Origin of the sequence: Dechloromonas sp. TW-R-39-2 (assembly GCF_016864195.1) — a bacterium.
Taxonomy (GTDB): domain Bacteria; phylum Pseudomonadota; class Gammaproteobacteria; order Burkholderiales; family Rhodocyclaceae; genus Azonexus.
In genome coordinates, this window is sequence record NZ_CP045202.1 from 266,205 (window position 1) to 289,354 (window position 23,150).

22 protein-coding genes are annotated in these 23,150 nt (G+C 58.6%); 14 read left to right on the forward strand and 8 right to left on the reverse strand.

Annotated features, from left to right (window positions below):
- Window positions 1-189: 189 nt before the first annotated feature.
- The 14 genes from mnmG (at window position 190) to GBK02_RS01390 (ending at window position 12,642) form a co-directional block, all read left to right on the forward strand.
- Window positions 190-2,079 carry a tRNA uridine-5-carboxymethylaminomethyl(34) synthesis enzyme MnmG gene (gene mnmG, locus GBK02_RS01325; RefSeq protein WP_203467986.1) on the forward strand — a complete coding sequence of 630 codons (1,890 nt, stop codon included), beginning with the start codon at window positions 190-192 and terminating at the stop codon, window positions 2,077-2,079.
- On the forward strand, window positions 2,076-2,693 hold the full coding sequence (rsmG, locus tag GBK02_RS01330; protein ID WP_203467987.1) for a 16S rRNA (guanine(527)-N(7))-methyltransferase RsmG: 618 nt from the start codon (window positions 2,076-2,078) through the stop codon (window positions 2,691-2,693). Before mnmG ends, rsmG begins: the two co-directional genes overlap by 4 nt.
- Window positions 2,690-3,451 carry a ParA family protein gene (locus GBK02_RS01335; RefSeq protein ID WP_203467988.1) on the forward strand — a complete coding sequence of 254 codons (762 nt, stop codon included), beginning with the start codon at window positions 2,690-2,692 and terminating at the stop codon, window positions 3,449-3,451. The genes rsmG and GBK02_RS01335 overlap by 4 nt, the downstream gene beginning before the upstream one ends.
- Window positions 3,448-4,299, forward strand: coding sequence for a ParB/RepB/Spo0J family partition protein (locus GBK02_RS01340; protein ID WP_203467989.1), 852 nt, complete (start codon window positions 3,448-3,450; stop codon window positions 4,297-4,299). The genes GBK02_RS01335 and GBK02_RS01340 overlap by 4 nt, the downstream gene beginning before the upstream one ends.
- A gap of 116 nt (window positions 4,300-4,415) precedes the next feature.
- Window positions 4,416-4,757 (forward strand): ATP synthase subunit I, encoded by a 342-nt coding sequence (locus GBK02_RS01345; RefSeq protein WP_203467990.1) that lies wholly within the window; start codon window positions 4,416-4,418, stop codon window positions 4,755-4,757.
- Window positions 4,758-4,759: 2 nt separating this feature from the next.
- Window positions 4,760-5,626: a F0F1 ATP synthase subunit A gene (gene atpB / locus GBK02_RS01350; protein ID WP_203467991.1), complete on the forward strand. Its 867-nt coding sequence runs from the start codon at window positions 4,760-4,762 to the stop codon at window positions 5,624-5,626.
- A gap of 50 nt (window positions 5,627-5,676) precedes the next feature.
- On the forward strand, window positions 5,677-5,925 hold the full coding sequence (gene atpE, locus GBK02_RS01355; protein ID WP_027457100.1) for a F0F1 ATP synthase subunit C: 249 nt from the start codon (window positions 5,677-5,679) through the stop codon (window positions 5,923-5,925).
- Window positions 5,926-5,963: 38 nt separating this feature from the next.
- Window positions 5,964-6,434 (forward strand): F0F1 ATP synthase subunit B, encoded by a 471-nt coding sequence (locus tag GBK02_RS01360; protein ID WP_203467992.1) that lies wholly within the window; start codon window positions 5,964-5,966, stop codon window positions 6,432-6,434.
- 5 nt (window positions 6,435-6,439) lie between these two features.
- On the forward strand, window positions 6,440-6,973 hold the full coding sequence (locus GBK02_RS01365) for a F0F1 ATP synthase subunit delta (protein WP_203467993.1): 534 nt from the start codon (window positions 6,440-6,442) through the stop codon (window positions 6,971-6,973).
- Between the two features lie 9 nt (window positions 6,974-6,982).
- Window positions 6,983-8,521: a F0F1 ATP synthase subunit alpha gene (gene atpA, locus GBK02_RS01370; protein ID WP_203467994.1), complete on the forward strand. Its 1,539-nt coding sequence runs from the start codon at window positions 6,983-6,985 to the stop codon at window positions 8,519-8,521.
- Window positions 8,522-8,538: 17 nt separating this feature from the next.
- Window positions 8,539-9,399, forward strand: coding sequence for a F0F1 ATP synthase subunit gamma (gene atpG, locus GBK02_RS01375; protein WP_203467995.1), 861 nt, complete (start codon window positions 8,539-8,541; stop codon window positions 9,397-9,399).
- Window positions 9,400-9,436: 37 nt separating this feature from the next.
- Window positions 9,437-10,840 carry a F0F1 ATP synthase subunit beta gene (gene atpD / locus GBK02_RS01380; RefSeq protein ID WP_203467996.1) on the forward strand — a complete coding sequence of 468 codons (1,404 nt, stop codon included), beginning with the start codon at window positions 9,437-9,439 and terminating at the stop codon, window positions 10,838-10,840.
- Window positions 10,841-10,865: 25 nt separating this feature from the next.
- Entirely contained in the window at window positions 10,866-11,291 is a 426-nt protein-coding gene (locus GBK02_RS01385) for a F0F1 ATP synthase subunit epsilon (RefSeq protein ID WP_203467997.1), read from the forward strand.
- A 107-nt stretch (window positions 11,292-11,398) separates the two neighbouring features.
- A protein-coding gene (locus GBK02_RS01390; RefSeq protein WP_203467998.1) for an IS3 family transposase occupies window positions 11,399-12,642 on the forward strand; the annotation gives its coding sequence in 2 pieces (ribosomal slippage) (window positions 11,399-11,752 and window positions 11,755-12,642; 1,242 coding nt in all).
- Window positions 12,643-12,705: 63 nt separating this feature from the next.
- Here GBK02_RS01390 and GBK02_RS01395 read toward each other — a convergent pair.
- From GBK02_RS01395 to GBK02_RS01430, 8 genes are all read right to left on the reverse strand, one after another.
- On the reverse strand, window positions 12,706-13,275 hold the full coding sequence (locus GBK02_RS01395) for an SCP2 domain-containing protein (protein ID WP_203467999.1): 570 nt from the start codon (window positions 13,273-13,275) through the stop codon (window positions 12,706-12,708).
- A 21-nt stretch (window positions 13,276-13,296) separates the two neighbouring features.
- A complete protein-coding gene (gene ubiE, locus GBK02_RS01400) occupies window positions 13,297-14,034 on the reverse strand; it encodes a bifunctional demethylmenaquinone methyltransferase/2-methoxy-6-polyprenyl-1,4-benzoquinol methylase UbiE (RefSeq protein WP_203468000.1) in 738 nt (245 codons plus the stop codon).
- A gap of 4 nt (window positions 14,035-14,038) precedes the next feature.
- A complete protein-coding gene (locus tag GBK02_RS01405; RefSeq protein ID WP_203468001.1) occupies window positions 14,039-14,458 on the reverse strand; it encodes a gamma-butyrobetaine hydroxylase-like domain-containing protein in 420 nt (139 codons plus the stop codon).
- A 62-nt stretch (window positions 14,459-14,520) separates the two neighbouring features.
- Complete coding sequence (locus tag GBK02_RS01410; RefSeq protein WP_203468002.1) at window positions 14,521-16,032, reverse strand: hypothetical protein; 1,512 nt, start codon at window positions 16,030-16,032, stop codon at window positions 14,521-14,523.
- Between the two features lie 86 nt (window positions 16,033-16,118).
- Window positions 16,119-16,568: an HIT family protein gene (locus GBK02_RS01415; protein WP_203468003.1), complete on the reverse strand. Its 450-nt coding sequence runs from the start codon at window positions 16,566-16,568 to the stop codon at window positions 16,119-16,121.
- A gap of 108 nt (window positions 16,569-16,676) precedes the next feature.
- Window positions 16,677-20,552: a DUF3683 domain-containing protein gene (locus GBK02_RS01420; protein ID WP_203468004.1), complete on the reverse strand. Its 3,876-nt coding sequence runs from the start codon at window positions 20,550-20,552 to the stop codon at window positions 16,677-16,679.
- A gap of 149 nt (window positions 20,553-20,701) precedes the next feature.
- Complete coding sequence (locus GBK02_RS01425; protein ID WP_203468005.1) at window positions 20,702-21,127, reverse strand: YqaA family protein; 426 nt, start codon at window positions 21,125-21,127, stop codon at window positions 20,702-20,704.
- Window positions 21,124-23,139 (reverse strand): Cache 3/Cache 2 fusion domain-containing protein, encoded by a 2,016-nt coding sequence (locus GBK02_RS01430; RefSeq protein WP_203468006.1) that lies wholly within the window; start codon window positions 23,137-23,139, stop codon window positions 21,124-21,126. Before GBK02_RS01430 ends, GBK02_RS01425 begins: the two co-directional genes overlap by 4 nt.
- Window positions 23,140-23,150: the final 11 nt, after the last annotated feature.

A 23,150-nucleotide genomic window follows, 5' to 3' on the forward strand; every position in this document is an offset into this window, starting at 1 on the left:
CGCTTTGCTTAACGTGTGCGTATCCGGCCAAGGTACTGCACTTCCGGGCGAACGGCAAGAAGGGCAAGGCTTTCGCACTACATCGCCGGGATCGCCCAAGGCTCCGTCGGGGCCGGCAAAAACCTGTGTTTTTTCAGCGACCTGACGTAAAATCCGCCTCCCGATACTGCGCTGCAACATTGCCCAACCATGCTCTATCCCACCCGTTTTGACGTGATCGTTGTCGGCGGCGGCCATGCCGGCACCGAAGCTGCGCTGGCTGCGGCAAGAGCGGGCGCGAACACGCTGTTGCTGACGCACAATCTCGATACGCTGGGAGCGATGAGTTGCAACCCGTCGATCGGCGGTATCGGCAAGGGCCACCTGGTCCGTGAAGTTGATGCCTTGGGCGGTGCCATGGCTGCCGCGACCGACGAATCGGGCATCCAGTTCCGCATCCTGAACGCCTCGAAAGGCCCGGCCGTGCGCGCTACCCGCGCCCAGGCCGACCGCGTGCTGTACAAGCAGGCGATCCGCGGTCGACTCGAAAATCAGCCCAATTTGACCATCTTCGCCGAAGCCTGTGACGACCTGATTGTCGAAGGCGACAAGGTGTGCGGCGCGGTTACCCAGCTCGGCATCCGCTTTTTGGCCGATGCCGTGGTGTTGACCGCAGGCACCTTCCTCAACGGCAAGATCCACGTCGGGCTGGAGAACTACACCGGCGGGCGCATGGGCGATCCACCCTCGGTGTCGCTGGCCGGCCGCCTGAAGGAACTGAAGCTGCCGCAAGGCCGCCTGAAGACCGGCACACCGCCGCGCCTGGACGGCAAGACCATCGATTTCTCGGTCATGGAAGAACAGCATTCGGACAACCCGATGCCGGTCTTCTCCTTCCTCGGCAACGCGGCCCAGCATCCGCGCCAGTTGCCGTGCTGGATCACCGAAACCAACGAACGCACGCACGACATCATCCGCAGCGGCCTGGACCGTTCGCCGATGTACACCGGTGTCATCGAAGGCGTCGGCCCGCGTTATTGCCCGTCGATTGAAGACAAGATTCACCGCTTCGCCGACAAGGACAAGCACAACGTCTTCCTTGAACCAGAAGGCCTGACGACGCACGAAATCTACCCGAACGGCGTGTCAACCAGCCTGCCTTTCGACATCCAGCTGGCGCTGGTGCGCTCGATCCGCGGCATGGAAAACGTGCACATCCTGCGCCCCGGCTACGCCATCGAATACGACTTCTACGACCCGCGCGGCCTCAAGGACACGCTGGAAACCAAGGCCATCAACGGCCTGTTCTTCGCCGGCCAGATCAACGGCACGACCGGCTACGAGGAAGCCGCCGCACAGGGTCTGCTGGCCGGCGTCAATGCCGTGCGCTACGTCCGTGGCGAAGCCGGCTGGTGCCCGAAGCGCAACGAAGCCTATCTCGGCGTACTGGTCGACGACCTGATCACGCGCGGCGTTTCCGACCCCTACCGGATGTTCACCAGCCGCGCCGAATACCGCCTCAGCCTGCGCGAAGACAATGCCGACCTGCGCCTGACTGAACAGGGCAGGGCGCTTGGACTGGTCGACGACAATCGCTGGGACGCCTTCTGCCGCAAGCGCGATGCCGTCGCCGCCGAACAGGAGCGTCTGAAGGCGACCTGGGTCAATCCAAAGATCACGCCGGCCGAAGATTGCATCCGTGTCCTCGGCAAAGCCATCGAACACGAGTACAACCTGTTCGAATTGCTGCGCCGCCCGGAAGTCTCCTACGCATCGTTGCTTACCTTGCCGGGTGCCGGCGAGGCACAGACCGATCCGCTGGTTGTCGAGCAACTGGAAATCTCGGCCAAGTATCAGGGCTACATTGACCGGCAGGCCGACGAAGTGGCGCGGTCGACCAGCTACGAGAGCATGATTCTGCCGGTCGATCTGGATTACGGCACCGTCGCCGGGCTATCCAACGAGGTCAAGCAGAAGCTGACCCAGCATCGGCCGCAAACGATCGGCCAGGCCTCGCGCATCCAGGGCATCACCCCGGCCGCCATTTCGCTGCTGCTGATCCATCTCAAGCGCCACAATCTTTCGCAGGTGGCCGTATGAGCCGTCAAGCACTGGCCGCCGGCCTCGCCGAATTGCACCTTGAACTCACCGAAGCGACGCAGGACAAGCTCCTCGACTTCCGCGACCTGCTGCTCAAGTGGAACCGGACCTACAACCTGACCGCGCTGCGCAATCCAGCCCAGGCCATCTCGCACCATTTGCTCGACTCGCTGGCCATCCTGCCGCATATCGGTTCAGGCTCGCTGCTCGATGTTGGCAGCGGCGGTGGGCTGCCCGGCATTCCGCTGGCCATCACCCGCCCGGAACTGTCGGTCAGCATGGTCGACACCGTCCAGAAAAAAGCCACTTTCCTGCAGCAGGCAAGCATTGAGCTTGGGCTGAAGAATGTCGCGGTGCACCACGCCAGAGTCGAGGAAATGACCGGACAGTACGCCCAGATCAGCTCGCGTGCCTTTTCGGAGCTGGCGCTGTTCGTCAGCCTGACCCGCCATTTGCTCGCCCCGGGCGGCCGCTGGCTGGCCATGAAGGGCGTCCGTCCCGACGACGAAATTGCCGCGCTGCCGGCCGATGTAACGGTTGAAACGATCATTCCGCTCCGCGTTCCGGGGCTGGATGCCGAAAGACATTTGATCATTTTGAAAGCCGGGTCATGAAAGTACTCGCCATCACCAACCAGAAGGGCGGCGTCGGCAAGACCACGACAGCCGTCAATCTCGCCGCCTCGCTGGGTGTCGAAGGTCAACGCGTCCTGCTGATCGACCTCGATCCGCAGGGCAACGCAACGACCGGCGCAGGCATCACCAAGAAGGAAGCACTGCCGACGGTGTACCAGTTACTGATCGGCGCCGCGACCCTGAGCGAGGTTTGCATCCACACCGAATTCGGCTTCGATATTCTCCCGGCCAACCGCGAACTGGCCGGTGCCGAGGTCGAGCTGATCGAACTCAGCGAGCGCGAATACCGCTTGAAAAATGCGCTGCAAGCCGGTCATGCAACCTACGACTTCATCCTGATCGACTGTCCACCCGCCCTCAACATGCTGACGGTCAACGGCCTAGTGGCATCGGATTCCGTGCTGATCCCGATGCAATGCGAATATTACGCGCTAGAAGGCCTGTCCGATCTGGTCGAAACACTGCGCAAGGTGCGCGCTCACTTGAATTCCCGGCTCGAAATCGAAGGTCTGCTGCGCACCATGTACAACGCCCAAAGCACGCTGACGCAACAGGTTTCAAACGAACTTGAAAACCACTTCGGCAACAAGGTCTACAAGACCATCGTGCCACGCAATGTCCGACTCGCCGAAGCCCCGTCCTACGGCAAGCCGGTCATCGCTTTTGACAAAAATTCCAAGGGCGCGCAAGCCTACAGCGCGCTCGCCAAAGAAATTCTCGAAAGGGTCGCCCCATGATCAAGATGAAAGGACTCGGCCGCGGCCTTGACGCACTGCTTTCCGGCAACGACAAGCCGCACGGCGATGAGCAACGCAATTTGCCGGTCGAGCGTCTGCGCCCCGGCAAATACCAGCCGCGCACACACATGGACGATGCCGCATTGGCCGAACTGGCCGCCTCAATCAAGGCACAGGGCGTCATGCAACCGATTCTGGTGCGCGCCATCGACCCGACGCCGGGTGCCGAACGCTACGAAATCGTCGCCGGTGAACGCCGCTGGCGTGCCTCCCAACTGGCCGGCCTGAGTGAAGTTCCGGTACTGATTCGCAGCATTCCGGATGAACAGGCGCTGGCCATGGCGCTGATCGAGAACATCCAGCGCGAGAATCTCAATCCGCTTGAAGAAGCCCAGGGCCTGCAACGCCTGATCGACGAATTCGGCCTGACCCACCAGCAGGCAGCCGATGCCGTCGGCCGCTCACGTCCGGCAGCAACCAATTTGCTTCGTTTGCTGCAGTTGACCGCAGCAGTCCAAGAGCTTCTCATGGCCGGCAAGATCGACATGGGTCACGCCCGCGCCCTGCTGCCCATCCCTGGCGCACAGCAGGTTGCACTGGCACAGCGCATCATCCACAAATCGTTGTCTGTGCGCGAAACCGAGCGCCTCGTCCAGCAGATCATCAACCCGCCCAAACCATCCACAGTCCAGCCTGTCGACCGCGACATTCTGCGCCTTCAGGAAGAACTTTCGGATGTCATCGGTGCAGCCGTGGCGATCCGCAGCAACAAAAAGGGCGCCGGTAAATTGACCATCGAATTCAACGATCTCGACCAGCTCGACGGAATTCTCGGACGCCTCCGGTAAACCAGTAATGGCCAGCCGGACATTGAGGAAAACCCGTAATTTCATTGACGTACGGCGTTTAACTCTTGTATCATTTAGGTCTGTGTGGCACAGCCGGTCAACGATTGCAGGACACCATGTATAGAGCGATTTTCCTCCAATTTGGTGCAGCGCTGATAACAGCAGTCGGGGCCGGTGCAATAGTAGGAACACGGGGGCTTGTTTCGGTGGGATTGGCGGCTGTTGCCTGCATACTTCCCAACCTTTTCTTCGCCATCCGTCTAACGATGGTGAATGATCGCTCTGGCGCCTCTTACGCAGCGAACTTCTTCATCGGTGAGTTCCTCAAGATTGCAGCCACCATCGGATTACTGGCAATCGCCGTCAAGGGGTATCCCGAGATGCACTGGCCCAGCTTGCTGATCGGCTTTGCGATTGTCTTGCATGCAGGTTTTATAGCGTTTTGGAAGAAATCCTGATTATGTCTACAGCAGGCCACGAAACAGCAGCAAACGCGCCGACCGCCGGCGAATATATCGTCCACCACCTGACGCACTGGAACTCCACCGGTCACGCTCAGAAGGACGTCATTGATTTCAGCGTGATCAACCTCGATACCATGATTTTCTCGGTGTTGATGGGCGTCATCGGTCTTTTCGTCATGTGGCGCGTCGCCAAGAGCGTCACCTCTGGCGTACCCGGCCGCATGCAGGCTGCCGTCGAAATCGTCCTCGAAATGGTGAACGACCAGGCCAAGGGCATTGTCCATAGCGCCGAATCGCGCAAGTTCGTCGGCCCTCTCGCGCTGACCGTTTTCATCTGGATTTTCCTGATGAACTCGATGGACTTCCTGCCGCTCGATCTTCTGCCGACCATCTGGCAAACCATCACCGGCGACCATCACGCCTATCTGCGCGTTGTCCCATCCGCTGACCTGAACGGCACCCTCGGCATGTCCGTCGGCGTCCTGCTGGTCTGTGTTTACTACAACATCAAGATCAAGGGCATTGGCGGCTGGGTGCATGAACTCTTCACCGCACCGTTCGGTAGCCACCCGCTGCTTTACCCAATCAACTTCGCCATGCAGATGATCGAATTCCTCGCCAAGACCGTTTCCCACGGCATGCGACTGTTCGGCAACATGTACGCTGGCGAACTCGTATTCATGCTGATCGCCCTGATGGGTGCCGCATGGTCTGCCAGCGCAACCGGAGTTTCCCTCTTTGCCGGCCACGTCATTGCCGGCTCGATCTGGGCAATTTTCCACATCCTGATCGTTGCACTGCAGGCATTCATCTTCATGATGCTGACACTGGTCTACGTTGGCCAGGCACACGAAGCACACTGATTTGTAGTAACTTTGTAGTCTTTACTTTTTTAACTTAGCAAGGAGTTGTCATGGAACACGTTCTCGGTTTTGTTGCTCTGGCTGCCGGCCTGATCATTGGTCTGGGCGCTATCGGTGCCTGTATCGGTATTGGCCTGATGGGCGGCAAGTACATTGAAGCATCTGCACGTCAACCTGAGCTGATGAATGCTCTGCAAACCAAGATGTTCCTGCTGGCCGGTCTGATCGACGCTGCATTCCTGATTGGCGTTGGTATCGCCATGATGTTCGCCTTCGCCAACCCGTTCAAGCTGGTTTAATCGGTCCTCACCCGATCAACTTTTAGAGGACTAGAACCGTGAATCTGAACGCAACGTTGTTTGCACAGCTCGTTGTGTTCTTCATTCTGGCGTGGTTCACGATGCAATTCGTGTGGCCCCCCATTGTGAAGGCGCTCGACGAGCGTGCGAAGAAGATCGCGGATGGACTGGCTGCCGCCGAACGCGGCAAGCATGATCTCGAACTGGCCACCAAGCGCTCCACGGAAGCACTCCGTGAAGGCAAGGAAAAAGCCGCCGAACTCCTGGCTCAAGCTGAAAAGCGTGCGGCTCAGGTAGTCGAAGAAGCGAAAGTTACGGCCAAGGCCGAAGCTGACCGCATCGTCGCCGGCGCCAAGGCTGAAATCGACCAGGAAGCTGTCCGCGCCAAGGAACAATTGCGCGAACAAGTCTCTGCCCTGGTTGTTTCCGGTGCAGAAAAAATTCTGCGTCGCGAGATTAATGCCCAGGCTCATGCCGATATTCTGGCCACGATCAAACAGGATCTGTAAAGCTTATGGCTGAATCTGTCACCATCGCCCGCCCCTATGCTGAAGCTGCCTACCGGATAGCTCAGGAAACCGGGGCGCAGGGCATCTGGGCTGCACGCCTTGCGCGTCTGTCCCTGATCGCCCAGGACGGGGACATGGCTTCGGTCATGGGCAATCCCCGGCTCTCCGCCGAGCAGGTTGCTGAACTGTTCATTTCGCTGTCGGAAGATAGCGACGCAACACTTGGCAGCTTTATTCGTACCCTCGCAGAAAACCGGCGTCTCGCGCTCCTGCCGGAGATTTCCCGGCTTTTCGACCTGGCCAAGAGCCAGGAAGAAGGGGTCAAAGAGGCGGTGGTGCATTCCGCATTTCCCATTGACGACGCCCAGGTGTCGACGCTGCTCAAACAGCTCGAAGCCCGCTTTGGTACCCGTCTGACAGGCCGTGTCGTTATCGATCCGTCCCTGATTGGTGGGGTTAAGGTCGCCGTGGGTGACCAGGTGCTGGATGCTTCAGTCCGCGGCAAACTCGACTCGATGGCCGTGGCGCTGAACAACTAGGAGAATTTCATGCAGTTGAATCCTTCCGAAATTTCTGAACTGATCAAGAGCAAGATCCAGAACCTGCAAGGCGCATCGGAAGTGCGCACGCAGGGCACCGTGGTTTCCGTCACTGACGGTATCGTCCGCGTGCATGGTCTGCAAGACGTCATGCAAGGCGAAATGCTGGAATTCCCCGGCAACACCTTCGGCATGGCACTCAACCTCGAGCGCGACTCCGTCGGCGCTGTTATCCTCGGCGAATACGAGCACATTTCCGAAGGCGACGTTGTCAAGACAACGGGCCGCATTCTGGAAGTGCCGGTTGGTCCGGAACTCCTTGGTCGCGTGGTCAACACGCTGGGCCAGCCGATCGACGGCAAGGGTCCGATCAACGCCAAGGAAACTGACAAGCTGGAAAAGGTTGCGCCGGGCGTTATTTGGCGTAAGTCCGTTTCCCAGCCGGTACAAACCGGCCTGAAGTGCGTGGACTCCATGGTTCCGGTTGGTCGTGGCCAGCGCGAGCTGATCATTGGCGACCGCCAGACCGGCAAGACCGCCGTTGCTGTCGATGCCATCATCAACCAGAAGGGTACCGGCGTTTTCTGCGTCTATGTCGCTATCGGTCAAAAGGCTTCGACCATCGCCAACGTCGTTCGCAAGCTGGAAGAACACGGCGCGATGGCCAACACCATCGTTGTTGCTGCCTCCGCTTCTGAATCCGCTGCACTGCAGTACCTGGCTCCTTACGCTGGCTGCACGATGGGTGAGTACTTCCGCGACCGCGGTCAAGACGCACTGATCATTTATGACGATCTGACCAAGCAAGCTTGGGGCTACCGTCAGGTTTCCCTGCTGCTGCGCCGCCCACCAGGCCGTGAAGCTTATCCGGGTGACGTGTTCTATCTCCACTCACGCCTGCTCGAGCGCGCAGCTCGCGTTTCCGAAGAATGGGTCGAAAAGTTCACCAACGGCGAGATCAAGGGCAAGACCGGTTCGTTGACCGCGCTGCCAGTGATTGAAACCCAAGCTGGTGACGTTTCCGCCTTCGTTCCGACCAACGTGATTTCCATCACCGACGGTCAGATCTTCCTGGAAACCGACCTGTTCAACGCTGGTATCCGTCCTGCTATCAATGCCGGTATCTCCGTGTCCCGCGTCGGTGGCGCTGCCCAGACCAAGCTGATCAAGAAGCTCGGTGGCGGTGTCCGTCTGGCCCTGGCCCAGTACCGCGAACTCGCTGCATTTGCCCAGTTTGCTTCCGATCTCGACGAAGCAACCCGCAAGCAGCTGGAGCGTGGCCGTCTGGTGACCGAGCTGATGAAGCAAGCCCAGTACTCGCCGATGAGCATCTCCGAAATGGCCGTCACGCTGTATGCAGCTGACAAGGGCTACTTCGACGATGTCGAAGTCAAGCGCGCTCTGGAATGCGAAAAGGCCATGCTCGGTTACCTCAAGGCTAACTGTGCCGACGTCATGAACACCATGGAGTCGTCCGCAGACCTCAGCGGTGATACCGAAAAGGCTCTCGCCGCCGGCATCACCGCCTTCAAGGGCAGCTGGGCCTGATCAGCTAGGAGAATTGCATGGCTAGCGGCAAGGAAATTCGCAACAAGATCAAGAGCGTAGAAAACACGCGAAAGATCACCAAGGCCATGGAAATGGTGGCCGCATCCAAAATGCGCAAAGCGCAGGAACGGATGCGTGCTGCCCGTCCTTATGGCGAGAAAATCCGGCGCGTTGCAGGCAATCTGGCTCATGCCCTGACCGAATACAAGCACCCGTTCCTGATGAACCGTGACCAGGCCAATGTCGGCCTGATCCTGATCACCTCGGACAAGGGCCTGTGCGGCGGTCTCAATTCCAACGTCTTGCGCCTTGTGGTCAGCAAGATGAAGGCTTTTGAGGCCGAGGGCAAAAAGCTTCAGGCTACCTGCATCGGTAACAAGGGTTTCGGCTTCATGCAGCGCGCAGGCGCCAAGATCGTTTCGCACGTAACGGGTCTCGGTGATACTCCGCATCTGGAAAAGCTGATCGGGCCGGTCAAGGTTCAACTCGACGCCTACATGAACGGCGAGATCGACGCGCTTTATATTGGCTACACCCGCTTCATCAATACGATGAAGCAGGAGCCGGTTTTCGAACAACTTCTCCCCCTGAGCGGCGATGCCGTTGGTTCGAGCAAATCGAACTGGGATTATGTGTACGAACCCGAAGCCAAGGCAGTGATCGACGATCTGCTGATCCGTTATGTAGAAGCTTTGATTTATCAAGCAGTCGCTGAAAACATGGCTTCCGAGCAATCTGCCCGGATGGTTTCCATGAAGTCTGCTTCCGACAACGCCAAGAACGTTATCGGTGAATTGAAGCTGGTCTATAACAAGGCCCGTCAGGCCGCGATTACCAAGGAATTGTCGGAAATCGTAAGCGGTGCAGCCGCCGTCTGACGCAAGCGCGAAGCTTTTAATTTTTGGGGATTTGAATATGAGTCAAGGTTCCATCGTTCAGTGTATCGGCGCCGTTGTGGACATCCACTTTCCGCGCGACGCGATGCCGAAGGTGTACGACGCGCTCAAGCTGGATGCCGCTGAAGCCAATGGTATGGCCGAAGAAGGCCTGACCTTCGAGGTTCAGCAGCAACTGGGTGACGGCGTGGTGCGTACCATCGCTATGGGTTCTTCCGACGGCCTGCGCCGCGGGATGAAAGTTAACAACACTGGCGCAGCCATCTCCGTGCCGGTCGGCATGGGTACGCTAGGTCGCATCATGGACGTCCTCGGCCGTCCAATCGACGAAGCCGGCCCGATCGACTCGAACGAGCTGCGTGAAATTCACGCTGCTGCGCCGAAGTTCGACGAGCTGTCCTCTTCCGTCGATCTGCTCGAAACCGGTATCAAGGTTATCGACCTGATCTGCCCGTTCGCCAAGGGCGGCAAGGTCGGTCTGTTCGGTGGCGCCGGCGTCGGCAAGACCGTCAACATGATGGAGCTGATCAACAACATCGCCAAGCAACACTCGGGTCTGTCCGTGTTTGCCGGTGTTGGTGAGCGTACCCGCGAAGGTAACGACTTCTATCACGAAATGAAGGACTCCAACGTTCTCGACAAGGTCGCGATGGTGTTCGGTCAGATGAACGAGCCGCCGGGCAACCGTCTGCGCGTCGCGCTGACCGGCCTGACCATGGCCGAGCGTTTCCGTGATGATGGCCGCGACATTCTCTTCTTCGTCGACAACATCTATCGCTACACCCTGGCTGGTACGGAAGTTTCCGCACTGCTCGGCCGTATGCCTTCCGCTGTGGGCTATCAGCCGACGCTGGCTGAAGAAATGGGCCGTCTGCAAGAGCGTATTACCTCCACCAAGGTTGGCTCGATCACCTCCATCCAAGCCGTTTACGTGCCTGCCGATGACTTGACCGACCCGTCCCCGGCTACCACCTTCCTGCACTTGGACTCCACCGTTGTGTTGTCGCGTGACATCGCCTCCCTGGGTATCTACCCGGCCGTCGATCCGCTCGATTCCACCTCGCGTCAGCTCGATCCGCAAGTCGTTGGCGAAGAGCACTACGCTGTTGCCCGTGCCGTGCAGATGAACCTGCAACGCTACAAGGAACTGCGTGACATCATCGCGATTCTGGGTATGGACGAACTGTCTCCTGAAGACAAGCTGGCCGTTTCCCGTGCTCGTAAGATTCAGCGTTTCCTGTCGCAGCCGTTCCACGTTGCTGAAGTCTTTACCGGTTCCCCGGGCAAGTTTGTCCCGCTCAAGGAAACCATCAAGGGCTTCAAGGGCATTTGTGCCGGTGAATACGATCACCTGCCGGAACAAGCGTTCTACATGGTCGGCGGTATCGAGGAAGTCATCGAAAAGGCCAAGACACTGCAGTAATGCAGTTTCTGGATAGGAGCCATTCATGGTTATGACTGTTCATTGTGATGTCGTCAGTGCCGAAGAGTCCATCTTCTCCGGCCTGGTCGAGGTTGCGGTGTTTCCCGGCGAAGCCGGGGAACTCGGCATTCTGCCGCGCCACACCCCGCTGCTCACTCGCATCAAGCCCGGCACTATTCGTCTGAAGGTGCTGGACCAGAGCGAATTCGAGCTGGTTTATGTGTCTGGCGGCATGCTGGAGGTACAGCCCGACATGATTACCGTGTTGGCTGACACCGCCATTCGTGCCCACGACTTGGACGAAGCCAAGGCGCTTGAAGCCAAGAAGCGGGCCGAAGAAGCACTGGCCAACCGGAAAGCAGAAATGGATTACGCTGCGGCCGAATCCGAACTGGCGCAAGCAATTGCACAGCTTCAGACGATTCAGCATCTGCGCAAACATACGCACTGATTCCGGAACAGCGGATAAAAAAAGGGCAGCTAAGGCTGCCCTTTTTATTTGCCCTGACCCGTCCTGCCAGAAGTTGACACCTTTTCCTGAGTGAAAGGGGAAGTCAGATGGACACAGGGATTAAGAGGACACAGCGAGACTACACGCTGGCTTTTAAACGTGCCGTGGTTGATCAGGTAGAAAAAGGCGAGCTGAGTTACAAGCAGGCACAGGATCGCTACGGCATCCAGGGAAGATCGACGGTTCTGGTCTGGTTGCGTAAGCACGGTCGCCAGAACTGGGGGGCGATGGCATCATACGGTCGCATGACTGACCCAACCCACCCATCAACGAGCGGCCAAGGCCTGACGCCGGAACAACGGATCAAGGAACTGGAAGTCCAGCTCAAGGAAGCGCGGGAGAAATCCCAATTCTTCGAAGCAGTCATCGATGTTTTGAAGAAGGACTATGGCGTGCGTGTTGTAAAAAAGCCTGTGGGCAAGTCCTCGCGCAAAAGTCCGTTGAAGGGCTGAGCGTGTCGAGGGCTTGCCGTCACATGGGAATCAGCCGGCAGGCACACTACCAGTGGCAACATCGTCGGGTGCTCGATGAGGCCAAGTGCGAGCGGGTTCTGGCACTGGTGAAGACAAAGCGTTTGCATCAAGCACGGCTGGGCACGCGCAAACTGCACCACCTGATTAGCCCAGCACTCGCCACTCAGGACCTGAGCATTGGTCGGGATGCCTTGTTTGCGCTGTTGCGCAGCACACACCTGTTGGTACAGCCCAAACGGGCCTATCACAAGACGACCAACAGCCAGCACCGTTTCCGGCGTCATCCCAACTTGCTGAAAGCCGGTCCCGAACAGATTCACGCCGAGGCCAGTGAGCAGGTTTGGGTCGCGGACATCACCTACCTGCCCACCCGCGAGCAGTGTGCCTACCTGAGCCTGGTGACCGATGCCTATTCACGCAAGATCGTCGGTTACCACGTCCATGGCAGCCTGCACACGGCCGAGGTCAGTCTGGCTTTGAAGATGGCACTGAAAAGCCGACAAGGGAATCGACAGCTGGTCCATCATTCGGACCGGGGGATTCAATACTGCTCGAATGAGTATCAGGCCATTCATCAGCAACACGGACTGATCTGCTCGATGACGGACGGCTACGACTGCTATCAGAATGCCTTGGCAGAGCGGGTCAATGGCATTCTGAAGCACGAATTCCTGCTTCAGCAGCCCGATGATCTACATCAGGCCCGACGCATGGTCAGCCAATCCGTCGCTATCTACAATCAGGAGCGGCCGCATTTCTCGCTACAATTGAAGACGCCCGATGAGGTCCATCGGGCGTCTTTGCAGGTCAGCAATTAAGCTGACCAATTCGTCGTAATAGGTGTCAACCTATTTCAGGACGGGTCACCCGGAATTCCCAGATCAGAGACTAGCTACTCGTTTTTCAAGACGGGCCAGATCATCGCGCAAGCGGTTGATTTCGCTGCCAAAACTGCCGATTTCAAGCTGATTCACCAGCAGGCCGGAATCTTCCCTGATGTACTCGCTGACATTGTCCACTACCCGTCGGGCACTCCCCAGGCAATGCGCAGAAAGATCGCGCAGGGTCATCAAGGTACGGCGAGCCGGTATGTCACCAACCAGGCGAGCCAGATCGCCCTCTGCATCCCAGCGCAAATTGCGAAAGACGAAAGCCAGCGTTTCAGCAAGATCGGCTGAACCTGACAGCCGGACCGATGAAAACAGATTGTCGCGGTCGACCATCAACTTGACCGGCAAATCCGCGGGCAGGGTAATGGTGACCTGGGCAGGGGAAGTGGTGTCACAAGGACTGAATTGTCCCTGAGCGTTAATCACCAGAGCAAGAACCAGAGGCCCCGCTTCAATCTGAAGGCGCGCACCGGAATGGCTGCGCAGACGCTCTGCAGCCCATGGCTCCCCATCAAGCAGATGATTCAGCGCAGGGACAAGAATTGATTCAATGGAGGCCATGAGACTGACTTGGGCCAGGCTTTAGAATTTGAACCCGCGATGCAGCGCAACAACGCCGAGCGCCAGATTGAAGTACTCAACCTTTTCGAAACCGACACCTTCCATCATCGACTTGAGTTCTTCCTGGCCCGGATGAACCCGAATCGACTCGGAAAGATAGCGGTAGCTATCCGAATCGTTGGTCACCAGCTTGCCAACGCGAGGAATCACCTGGAAGGAATAGAAATCGTACAGCGGCGCCAGGGGCTTCCAGACCTGTGAAAACTCAAGGACCAGCAAGCGCCCACCCGGCCGCAGCACACGGCGCATTTCAGCCAGGGCGGCATCCTTGTGCGTCATGTTGCGCAACCCGAAGGCAACGGTCACACAATCAAACCAGTCGTCAGGGAAGGGCAGCTTTTCGGCGTCGCACTGGGCAACCGGGAGCATGTAGCCTTTATCGAGCAGACGATCCCGGCCGCGGGCCAGCATGGCATTGTTGATGTCCGTCAACCAGACCTGACCGCTCTTGCCAACACGTTTGGCAAAAGCCAGCGACAGGTCACCGGTACCGCCAGCCACATCCAGTACGCGCGAACCTTCGCGTACGCCGCTGCGCTGAATGGTGAATGCCTTCCAGAGCCGGTGCATGCCGCCTGACATCAGATCGTTCATCAAATCGTAGCGACTGGCTACAGAATCAAATACGTCTGCGACGCGGCGGGCCTTTTCCTGCTCGGCAACGGATTCGTAGCCGAAATGGGTAGTATCGTTTTTCATGATTTCAGTGATGTTGACCGCAGCCACCGGCTGCCGGACGAGTACGGGTATCGATATCGCGGGACAAACCCTGGGCTTCGAGTTGCGTCAGATATTCAGCCCACAGTTCGCTGTGATGTTTCCCCAGATTGTAGAGAAGATCCCAAGAGTAGAGACCGCTGTCATGTCCATCCGAATAGACAAGGCGCAAGGCATAAGTACCGACCGGTTCGATGCGTTCGATGTCGACATTACGCTTGCCAGCCTGCAGGGTTTCCTGACCCGGGCCATGACCGCGAGCCTCGGCTGAAGGGGTCATTACACGCAAATACTCGAAATCAAGCTGGAAAGATTCACCACTCTCGTAGTTCAGCTCCAGCAATCGAGATTTCTGGTGCAACTTGATTTCGTTTGGAATGGGCGTATCCCGATCCATACCCGCCATAGTGTTCTCCTGGATAAGACCGTTAGTTTAGCGTACTCGCAGGACCAAGACGGCAAGATAGGTCAAACCGGCAAGTAGCTGATCCGGTCAAAATCGGCACCGCGCTGCAGGATATGGTGCATTTTGACCAGCCATGTTTCACTGCCCGAACTGACTTCAAGAATCCGGCCCGGCTGGTAGACGCCAAAAGGCATCACGATGGAGCTTTCTTCCTTGATCGCCGGCAGGGCCGGCAACTGGAAAGCTCTGACATAGCGTTTGCTGTCAGCCGATTTATCTGCCGCGAGGCGCACGCCAATACCCGTTGGCAAGCCCGGCAAGGTTGCGACACCAACAATCACGCTGGCATCCGATTTTTCCATCAGCCAGGCAATTTGAGCCAACAGGAAATGTTCGCCATCATGCGGTGAAATCAGCACCAGCTGACTGTGCATGATCTTGTGGCCGGCATTGCTGCGCATCAGCCGAAAACCGTTGGCGGACTGATCGATCGCCGCCCATTCATCGATCGGAAAATTGGCCTTGGGCTGTGCTGAAGCAGCCTGGGAAGTTTCAATCCGATCACGGAAGGTGAACAGCTGCTCCAGTTCCTTGCGCGAATAGGCCAGTGCCGCATCGGGCTGAATAAACTCTTTGCCTGTCACGAAAAAATGCATGGCATCGAAGCCGCTCGCAACGCGGGCCGTGCCCTTGGCGGCGAATCTTCTGAATTTTCTCGGCGATTCGGTTTGCGCCCACGGGCGGATCAGGCGGTTCAACAGTTGAACGACCTGTCCCGTCGTTTCCTCACCCAAGCCGAGTTGCGACGGTGTAATCCGCTCACGCAACTGGTGCAGCATGTGCTGGATTTGCTGGCTCAATTGCAGCGTATCCAGCCTGCGCGCATCGCTGCCGGGAACGGCAAGCTGTTTGCCCGGATGCAGCGCCAGATCCTTTTCCAGTTCGATCACGTAGGGGCAGGCAGTCTGTTCACGCCCCATCGGATGAATTGAAACCAGACCGGCCCACATGCCGGCCCAGTGGCGGATCAGGTTCATTTCCCTGAAACTACTGCGGTAAGGGCTGGCCAGATCGACCAGCAGCAGAGTGACGTAAGCTGCCGCACAGTGCGTTTCCTGGGTTCCATGTTCAAGCGCATCTTCAACAGGCGTGGTTGTCACACCCCACTGTTCTGCCGCGCTGTAATAGCGGTGCAAACGGCGCCACGCACCGGGAGGCAATTCCCGGCGTGCTCGAAAATGCTCAAGAATGACCATCCCGCTGTAGTAGAGGCAACGGTGCAGGATGGTGGCAACCAGTTCGGCATAATCCGGATTACCGGCATCGGGCTCGACCAGACGGGCGCAGAGGGCATAAGCCTGGCTCATCTTTTTCCAGACCCCGACAACCCGGCCAAACACGGCCGCTTCGTCATCCGCAAGGATCAGGGGCTTGTTCTGATAGCGGCGAGCCAACTCTTCCTCGACATAGCACATCGGCGGACGGGCCTGTTCGAGCAAAGCCAGCAGGCAATCGGGAGCAGGCGGCTGGGTCAGCAGGGCATCGAGAAACTCGACCAGCTGCTGCTCGGCCATGACCAGGTTGCTCAACGGCAGGCGGGAAAGGTAATCCTGTCCGGCCTGCTGATCACGAATGACGAGAGGGGTCGAGAACCGGCTGTCTATGATGCCCCCGGGATATACGGCAAATCGGCCAGCGCAACATTCAGTGCGGCAGTGATGCGTTGATCGCTGATTTCGGGGCGGGCGGTTGTACTTTCCCGCTGGACCAGTCCCCAGATGGGTTCGGGGAAGTTCCGGTCATCCTGCCAGCGAGGAATGATGTGCCAATGCAAATGCGGCACGACATTGCCGAAACTGGCCAGATTGATCTTGTCCGGGGAGAACAGGTCACGCACGACTTTTTCGACCTGCAGGACGACCGACATCAGATAGCGCTGATCGGCACTATCCAGATCACTCATTTCCCGTACGTGCTGTCCCCAGATAACCCGGCAGAATCCCGGGAAGTTCGCATCGGCAACGCGCACAATCCGGCACGCAGGGGATTGCCAGAGAACTTCCCCGCCTGGGTTGTTGCACAGTTCACAGGTGCCGTTGCTGGTGTTCACGTCAAATCACTCCGATCATTCCAACAGAATTACACCGTCTGGCCCATATCGCAAGTTCAGCCGGAAAATGCCTGGATTTCACGGTCGACCGCGAAATCCAGGCCAGAATCACAGCAAAACGCGCTCAATCCCGCCATTATTGGCGCGATCGACATATTGTGCTGCCCAGTTTTCACCCAGCAGATGCTTGGCCATCTCGACCACGATGTAATCCGCTTTGGTGCCGGCATCGTCATCGTAACGCGACAGCCCCTGCAGACAGGCCGGACAGGATGTCAGAATCTTGACCTCACCGGTGAAACCGTCGGCCCGCAATTTCTCGGCACCGCTTTCAATCTCCTGCTGCTTGCGGAACTTCACCTGGGTCGCAATATCCGGCCGTGAATAGGCGAAGGAACCGGAATCACCGCAGCATCGATCGGTCAGCGGTACTTCCTGGCCCATCAGCGACTTGGTCACGGCCAGCGGGTTGTAGGCCTTCATCGGGGTATGGCAGGGATCGTGGTACATGTAGCGCGTACCATTCACCCCCTCCAGCTTGACGCCCTTTTCCATCAGGTATTCGTGGATGTCGAGCAGGCGGCAGCCGGGGAAGATCTTTTCGAACTGGTACTTCTGCAACTGATCCATGCATGTTCCACATGAAACAATCACCGTCTTGATATCAAGATAGTTCAGCGTATTGGCCACGCGATGGAACAGCACGCGGTTGTCCGTCGTGATCTTCTGCCCCTTGTCCGCATCGCCAGAAGCGTTCTGCGGGTAGCCGCAGCACAGGTAGCCCGGCGGCAGCACCGTCGTGGCGCCCGTTTCATAAAGCATCGCCTGCGTGGCCAGACCGACCTGCGAGAACAGACGCTCCGAGCCGCAGCCGGGGAAGTAGAAGACAGCTTCCGAATCGTCGCTCGCCACCTTGGGATTGCGGATGACCGGAATGACCTTGTCGTCCTCGATATCGAGCAAGGCGCGCGAAGTCCGCTTCGGCAAATTGCCCGGCATCGGCCGGTTGAGGAAGTGGATGACCTGCGTCTTGACCGTTGGCGCACCGACCGTGGCCGGCGGATGCGCCCGGGTATCCTGGATCAGGCCAATCGCCTTGGCCGCCTTGTGGGCCAGACGCTGCGCCTTGAAACCGAAATCCATCATCACGCCGCGCATCAGCTTGATGGTCGCCGGGTCCTTCAGGTTCAGGTAGGTCATCGCTGCAGTGGTGCCGGGGCTGAAGCGCTTCTTGTCCTGTTTGCGCAGGAAATTGCGCATCGCCACGGAAACGTCGCCAAAATCGATGTCGACCGGGCAAGGCTTGACGCAGCGATGGCAGACCGTGCAATGGTCGGCCACGTCGTTGAATTCGTCGAAATGCTTGAGCGAAATGCCGCGCCGGGTCTGTTCCTCGTAGAGGAAGGCCTCGACCAGCAACGAGGTACCGAGAATCTTGTTACGCGGGCTGTAGAGTAGATTGGCGCGCGGCACGTGGGTCGAGCAGACCGGCTTGCACTTGCCGCAACGCAGGCAATTCTTGATCATCTCCGAAATCTTGCCGATCTCGGACTGCTCCATGATCAGCGATTCGGTGCCGAGCAGGCTGAACGACGGCGTGTAGGCATTGCCCATGTCGCCGCCGGGCATCAGCTTGCCCTTGTTGAAACGGCCTTCCGGGTCGACCTTCTGCTTGTAGGCACGGAAGGGGCCGATTTCCTCGTCAGACAGGAATTCCAGCTTGGTGATGCCGATGCCGTGCTCGCCGGAAATCACACCATCCAGACCACGCGCCAGGTGCATGATGCGTTCGACGGCCTTGTGCGCCGTTTGCAGCATCTCGTAATTGTCGGAATTGACCGGGATGTTGGTATGCACGTTGCCGTCGCCGGCGTGCATATGCAGCGCGACGAAGACGCGGCCGCGCAGCGTTTCCTTGTGGATTGCTTCGATACGCTCAAGGATCGGACGATAGACGCTGCCATCAAAAATCTTGGACAGGCGAGCCTTCAGTTCCTGCTTCCACGAGGTGCGGACAGAAAAATCCTGCATGCGGTGGAAAAGCACCGGACTGGCCGCCTTGTTGGTCAATTCTCCAGCCACCACGCCATAGTCGGCAAACTGAGCCTCGGCGTCGGCCAGCGGCATGTCCAGATTGGCCAGCAGCCATGCCCAGCGGCGACGGACCGAAGCTACATAATCCAATGCAGCCTGGCGGCGGTCGCCGATCAGCACGGCCTTGTCGACATTGGCATCGCCTTCGTGCAGCGGCAATTCACCTTCGAGGAGTTGGCTCAGCGCATCGCACAAGGCCAGCTTGTTCTGCGTCGACAGTTCGATGTTGATGCGCTCGATGCCGTCGCAATACTCGCCCATGCGCGGCAGCGGAATCACCACGTCCTCATTGACCTTGAAGGCGTTGGTGTGGCGCGAAATGGCGGCGGTACGCGAACGGTCGAGCCAGAATTTCTTGCGCGTTTCGGCGTCGACCGCGATAAAGCCCTCGGCAGCACGCAGATTGCACATACGCACGACTTCGGAAGCAGCCTTCATCACCTCGGCTTCATCGTGACCGACGATGTCGCCGATCAGGACCATCTTCGGGCGACCGTGACGTTTGGCCTTGGTTGCGTAACCGACGGCCTTCACATAGCGTTCATCAAGGTGCTCCAGACCAGCCAACAGCACGCCGGCAGCATTGCCAGCACCGCCCGGCTTGAAGTAATCGGTGATTTCGACAATCGCCGGCACGGCCTCACGGACCTGGCCGAAAAATTCGAGACAGACGGTGCGCGAGACCGGCGGCATCTTGTGTAGCACCCAACGCGCAGCAACGATGATGCCGTCGGTGCCTTCCTTCTGTACGCCGGGCACGCCGCCAAGGAACTTGTCGGTCACGTCCTTGCCGAGGCCGACCTTGCGGCAAGCGGCTCCGGGCATGCTGAGGACTTCTTCGCTCAGCAGTTTCTTGCCGCTCGGGTCGAAGCGCTTCAAGCGGAATTCGACCAATTCCTGCTCATGGATCTTGCCGTAGTTGTGGTTGAGACGTTCGACCTCCAGCCAGTTGCCGTCCGGATCAACCATCTTCCACCAGGCCAGGTTGTCGAGCGCGGTGCCCCACAGCACAGCCTTCTTGCCGCCGGCATTCATCGCGATGTTGCCGCCGATGCAGGAAGCCGAGGCCGAAGTCGGGTCGACCGCGAAAACGCGGCCGGCCAACGAGGCGGCTTCGGAGACGCGGTCGGTCACCACACCGGCACCGGTGCGGATGGTGGCGTAGGCTTCCGTATGTCCCGGGAGAACGATGTTCTCGACCGGGCTCATATCGATCAGCTTTTCAGTGTTGATCACTGCCGAATACGGCGTCAGCGGCACGGCACCGCCGGTGTAGCCGGTACCGCCGCCACGCGGGATGATGGTCAGGCCGGCTTCGAAACAGCCGCGCACAAGGTGGCCGATCTCTTCCTCGGTATCCGGGTAAAGAACGACGAAGGGGTATTCGACACGCCAGTCGGTGGCATCGGTGACATGCGAGACGCGGGCCAGGCCGTCGAAGGCGATGTTGTCCTTGCGTGTGTGCTTGCCGAGGATCTTCTGCACCTTGCGGCGCAGATCATAGGTTTCGGAAAACCGTGCTGCGAAACGGTCGACCGCAGCCTGCGCAGCTTCAACCAGACGCTTGACCTTGGCGGCCCGCTCGGGATCCTCCGTCTCGCTTTCTGCCCGGCGCTTCTCGACCTCGGTCAGGCGATGACGCAGGGCATTGACCAGCGCATTGCGGCGCTCCTGGTTGTCAAGCAGATCGTCTTCGAGATACGGGTTGCGCTGTACGACCCAGATGTCGCCCAGCACCTCGTAAAGCATGCGTGCCGAACGCCCGGTAACACGCTCGACGCGAAGCTCGTCGAGAATTGCCCAGTTATCGGCGCCAAGCAGGCGGATGACGATCTCGCGATCGGAAAACGAGGTGTAGTTGTAGGGGATTTCGCGCAGGCGGGCAGTCATGGGAGCAGCCGGAGGTCCGTCAAAAGGTGGATTTTAGCGTATTGCAACGCAACATGCCGGCACAGGTGGACTGGTCCAGCCGGGCAAAGTTCAGCTTTCCCTGCAAACCGGCCAATTTGACCGGCAAACGGGGAACGCTCAACCTTCGTTCAGAGACCGATGGCGCCCTGGGCCACCAGCCAGTAACGGACAAATTTGCCCAGCGCCATGAACAGGCAGCAGGCCGCCCAGTGCAAGCGCAACCAGCCGGCCGCGATGCACAGGGCATCGCCAATCAGCGGCAACCACGAGAAGAGCAGCAGGGGACTTCCCCAACGCTCGACCCACGCCTTGGCCGGCAGGGACTCCAGGCGTTGCCAGCGTGGCAGATAGCGCCCGCAGCCCCAGGAAAACATGCCGCCCAGCGTGTTGCCTGCGGTCGACACAGCCAAAGCGGCAAAAAACGATTCCGGCTGGAGACGCAACAACGCAAACAACGCAACTTCCGAACCTCCGGGCAATAGCGTCGCAGCCAAAAAGCTGTAGAGGCCGAGCCCCCACAGGCCGTACACCGGATCAAATTCAAGCAGGCTCAAGTCCGGAAGCTGGCCGCACTCTGTTCCAGACCCCGTGCCACACCTTCAAGCGCCCGGACTTCTCCAAGCAACTGCCTGGCCTGGTTCGAATTCAACTCGGCACCTTCGGCAATCCGTTCAACTGCCTGGGAAATGGTGTGGCTGGTTGCGCCTTGCTGTTGTGCTGCACTGGCGATCTCGGTCGATGCCTCAACCGAGCGCCGGCCCGCTTCGGCAATCGCCCCCAGTGCCGTTTCAGCATCGGCCGCCAGACGCCGGGCTTCCTGGGCCTGTTGGGCGATCTGCTTGGCGGCTTCAGCCGCCCGGGCCGTGCCGGACGAAGTGGCAGAAACCGTCTGGGCAATGCGATTGGTGAATTGCGTCGACTTCTCGGCCAACTTGCGCACCTCGTCGGCCACCACGGCAAAACCCCGCCCGGCCTCACCGGCCCGCGCAGCTTCGATGGCCGCATTGAGTGCCAACAGATTGGTCTGATCGGCCAATTCGGAAATTGAACTGGCCATGCCGGCAATTTCGCTGGCATTGACCGCCAACTGTGCCATCAAGGCCTCGGCACTGGCTGTTTCCTGGGCGATCTTGTGCATTTCGGCAGAGACCGAATTCGCTGCAGAAGTACCCTGCTGGGCCAGCGCAAGCGTTTCACCTGCCGCATTGGCCGATTGCCGGGTCTGATTCGCCGTATGCGAAATGCTTTCCGAAAGCTGTTCGATCGCTGTCGCCAGTTCAGCAGCCGAGGCGGATTGCTCATCGGCGGAAGAGGCGGCAGCCAACGCAGCTTGCTCGAGCGACTTGGCAGAGGAGAAGGCGGTAGCGGAGGCGCTTGAAATATTGCCGATCAAGCGACCGATGTTGTCGCGCGCTGTGTTTGCTTCGTGAGCAATGATGCCGATTTCGCAACTGGCGCTCGGAATCGGCTGGGAAAAATCCCCCGCCCCCATGCGATGAACGCCCTCAACCACCGGCAGCACGCCGGCCAGGCCCCTTGTGGCAGCAAACCAGGCGGCAAGCGCACAAAGCACGGCCCCCAGCAAACAGGCAAACCCCAGTTGCAGGCGAATCGAGGTTGCATTCTTGTTGTACTCATCGATCCAGGTTCCCCCGGCGACCGTCCAACCCCAACTGGGCGAACGTTTGAACACAACAATTTTTTCGCGCTCCTGGCCTGTTTCGTCGTTATAGGGATAAACGATGGTCCCTTCATCCTTGGCAGACATCCGTGCAGCCAGCATCGGCAAAGGCCCCTGAACTTCGCGGGCAGTCTTACCCTCCAGCTTGGGATGCAAGGTCAGGAAGCTGTCATCCGTATTTTTTTCGATCTTGATCGCGTACGGGTAACCGGTATCGCCGAATTTCATTTTCTTCAGCGTTTCATTCAGGCGCCCCATGTCTTCACTGACATCGCTGCGTACCGACCAGGCCCCCAACACCTTGCCCTGGGCGTTTTTAAGCGGCAAAAATGCGCTGACATAAAACTTTCCGCCACGCTGGACAACGCCCGACCACTCCTTGCCCTCCAAAACCGTCAGGGTTTCCGGCGCATTGGCTGCAATCGGCTTGCCGACCATGCTCTTGCCCTCCTTGTCTTTGAGCAAGGTGGCAACGCGCACCATCTCTCCCTGGCTATTCAGGAGCAGCAGCGCGGGTTCGGCAATCAGGATGTCCTTCCAGCGAGCCATCAAACGCTCATTGGCATTGACCACTTCACCGGCAACCCGGAAAACCGGCAGGCCGAAAGCGTCCTTTTCGGTCGAAACATCAGCGGCTTTCAGCGTGTCACCCAGCATGGTCTTGAGCACGCCCAAGCGTTTCATGCCCGCCGCCTCGTGACTTTTTGAGGTCAGCTCAAGCAGATCGACTACCGCCGATACCTGACCCCGGGCGGCCTCTTCTGCGCTGGCTCGCTCCGCTTTCGAGAAGGTAAGCAATGAAAACAAGGCAACCGCTGCGAAAGCAATTGCACAAACGGCAGCAACCACCGCACTCACCCGCGTAGCAAGCTTTTCCGACAACATGACTTCTCCCT